Raw genomic sequence first — 3,004 nt, 5'->3', positions numbered from 1 at the left:
ACTTGCCGGCGCAGGCGGGGGTCTTCTTGGACGGCGACGGACCGGTTCCGTTGACCCTGGCATGCCCCGGGGCGGCGGCGGTCACGAATCTCGCCGAGCACCTGCCCTCCAGCCTGCCGGCCTTGCTCCGCCCCGGTGGGCGCGTTCTGGTGTTGGATGCGGGAGGCGGCCTGGACGTGCTGGGGGCTGTGGCGAGCGGCGCTGGAGAGGTCCTGGCTTCGGCGCGCAGTCCCGAGATTGGTTCACTGCTGCTCGGGGCTTACCGGGGACCGACCTGCGAACTGGCAGCTTTGCCCAGCGTGCACTGGCTCCAGGATCCGCCCAGGGTTGCGCTGGCGCAAATCGCCCCGGGTTCGGTCGACGTCGTCCTGGTCTCGCTCAGCGATCCGTATCGCCCCGTGACGGCCGGCGCCTACAGCCTGCATGAGGATTTCCTGTGGACGACGGAAGGGCTGCGGGCCGCGCTGCGCGCCTTGAAGCCGAACGGCATTCTGGCGCTTAACCGCTGGCTGAGCACACCGCCGGCGGAAGAGGCCCGGGCACTGTCGATGCTGCTCGAGGCTGTGGGTAAGGGGGAAGCTCCGGAGGATCATCTTCTGGCCTACCGAGGGCTGCGGACTGCCACGATTATGTTTTCGCCCGCGGGCTGGAGCGAGTTGGATCGCGCCTCCGCAGCTGCCTTCCTGGAACGCAATGCCTTCGACCCCATCCTCTTCCCTGGGATGGCGGCCTCCGAGTTCAATCAGTTCAATCGCCTGCCGCGTGACGAATATCGTCAGCTGTTCGAAGCTCTGCTGCGTGATCCGGAGACCGTCGTGGGTAGGTATGCCTATGACTTGCGTCCTGCCACCGATGACCGGCCGTTCTTCTTTCACTTCTTCCGCTGGCAGCAGTTGCCCGACACCCTGGCCGGGCTGGGGCTGACCTGGCAGCCCTTCGGGGGCAGCGGCTACTTGGTGCTGCTGGGATTGCTGGGCTGCGTCGGGCTGCTGGCTACCCTGCTCACCGCCTCGCCCGCACTGTCGCCTCAAGCGCGCCGCGCCCCCCTCAGGCGGCACTGGGCGGTGTACTTCGGGTTGATCGGCGGCGGGTTCATGCTGGTCGAGGTGGCGCTGATCCAGCGGCTGACCCTGATTCTGGTGCAGCCTGCGGTGGCGGTGGGGGTCGTCGTGGCAACGCTGCTGCTGGCCTCCGGGGTTGGGAGCGCGCTAGCCGATCGACTGCCGCTGCGCGGCAGCTTGGGCCTGCTTGTCCTCGGGCTGGCTGTGCTGGCGATCGCCCTCGGCCCGGTTCTGGCGTCCCTGCTCCGCCTGGCCTCGCCATTCCGCCAGGGGCTCGCCGCCCTGATGCTGGTGCCGGTGGGCCTGCTGATGGGGGTTCCGTTCTCGGGTGGGTTGATTCGCCTGACAGGGCCAGCAGGCGGCCACATCGCCTGGGCCTGGGCGATCAACGGGGCCGCCTCGGGCGTGGCCGGCGTGCTGGCGGCTGTAGTGAGCCTGGAAGCCGGACTGGCGCCAACGATCCTCCTGGGCGCAGCCGCCTACGGGTTGGCAAGTTGGGTGGTGCCGATCGCCGCCAGCCGCGCTGCGCCCCCCTAACTGCCAAGTTCCTGCGCGCGAAGCAGGGGCACGAAGCGGACGCCCCCCAGGCTGGTGGCCCGGATCTGGCCGTCCTCGAGTCGCTCGATTCGCCACAGTTCCTGATATCCGCCGACGGGACCGATCGGGACGACCATCACCCCGCCAACCGCAAGTTGTTCCAGCAGCGGCGGAGGTACGTGATCCGGCGCGGCCGTGACCAGAATGGCATCGAACGGCGCTTGCTCCGGCCAGCCGCCAAAGCCGTCAGCGTGCCGGGTGTGGATGCTGCCGTAGCCCAACCTGGAGAACCGCTCCGCAGCCGAGGCGGCAAGTTCCTCCAGGATCTCGATCGTGTACACCCGGCTGCTCAAGTGGGAGAGGATCGCTGCCTGGTAGCCCGACCCGGTGCCGATCTCCAGCACGTTGTCCTCCGGCTGGATGTCGGCCTGCTCGCTCATCAAGGCCACGATGTAGGGTTGGGAGATCGTCTGTCCGAGGCCGATCGGAAGCGGGTGGTTCTCATAGGCCTGGTCGAGGAATTCCTGCGGGACAAACTCGTGGCGTGGCACAACGGACATGGCCTCGATCACGGCCGGGTCCTCGATCCCCCAGGCGACGACCCCTTGTTCAACCATGGCCTGGCGGGCCGCCAGGTAGGGATCGCTCTCGGAGGCGGCAGGGGGGAGGCTGCGCGTGCCACACGCAGGCAGGCTTGCCAAGGCGAGCCCGGTCACGGCCCCAAGAATCGCGGTCCTTGCGGCAGGCGAGTCGAGAAGGGAGATCATGAAACACTCCTTCAGCCAGAGGAGCGGCACCCCCGCATACTCAATTCCTGGCGGCCGCGGGGGCTTCGTACACTCCCAGCATAACAGCAGGTCAGCCAGAAGGTCCATCGGGGGCCGATGTCCTTAGCCCGGGCGAAGCCTGCTGCCCCCGTCAACGGCCTGCCGTTGGGTGCGTTCGGCCCCGGGGGCACCCCGGTCCAGGCCGGCGAGACCCACATGGTATGCTTCGCTGCCATGCCTGACAGGTACGGGCCAGGGTGAGAGCGGTGCAGGTCGTTGGGCAAACCGCCCCGAGCCCATGGAGGCGGGCGGGGCGCACTCGATGGGGATGAAGCGCGAAGTGCCCGATGGCGAGGTCCACTTCCGAGGCCTGCTGCGCCTGCAGCGCCAGCTGCAGGACAGGTTGCGTCACCTGGCTCACCCCGAGCCGGGCGCCCCGGGGAAAGCGGATTCGGTTCACGCCCTGCATTCTGAGATCCTTGAGCAGCTGGCGGACATCGCGGTCGTGCTGGAGCGGGCAGGCTTGGGTCCTGAGACGCTGCCGGATCCATCGCGACGGGCCTATCAGTGGCTGAGCTACCTCGGCGAGGAGCAGGCGCTGCAGGAGCATGTGCTCACCCTGCGGCAGGCCATGCGAGT

At 68.3% G+C, this 3,004-nt stretch carries 3 protein-coding genes; 2 read left to right on the top strand and 1 reads right to left on the bottom strand.

All coding sequences use genetic code 11. The features are described 5' to 3' along the window. Window positions 1–1,598 (top strand): hypothetical protein (locus tag MUO23_03395; protein MCJ7512001.1); only part of this gene is annotated, 1,598 nt, incomplete at its 5' end. Here MUO23_03395 and MUO23_03390 read toward each other — a convergent pair. Beyond that, window positions 1,595–2,365 carry a protein-L-isoaspartate(D-aspartate) O-methyltransferase gene (locus tag MUO23_03390; protein ID MCJ7512000.1) on the bottom strand — a complete coding sequence of 257 codons (771 nt, stop codon included), beginning with the start codon at window positions 2,363–2,365 and terminating at the stop codon, window positions 1,595–1,597. The two genes, MUO23_03395 and MUO23_03390, sit on opposite strands and share 4 nt — an antisense overlap. A gap of 328 nt (window positions 2,366–2,693) precedes the next feature. On the opposite strand from MUO23_03390, the gene MUO23_03385 reads away from it, so the two are divergent. Continuing rightward, window positions 2,694–3,004 (top strand): hypothetical protein (locus MUO23_03385; GenBank protein ID MCJ7511999.1); only part of this gene is annotated, 311 nt, incomplete at its 3' end.

It is taken from the genome of Anaerolineales bacterium, assembly GCA_022866145.1.
Taxonomy (GTDB): domain Bacteria; phylum Chloroflexota; class Anaerolineae; order Anaerolineales; family E44-bin32; genus PFL42.
Note: the sequence above shows the minus strand (reverse complement) of the source record. Positions and strands in the feature narration are given on the sequence as shown.

Coding starts and splice junctions, on each gene's coding strand:
- MUO23_03390 (MCJ7512000.1), bottom strand. CDS start 2,365: ATGATCTCCCTTCTCGACTCGCCTGCCGCAAGGACCGCGATTCTTGGG.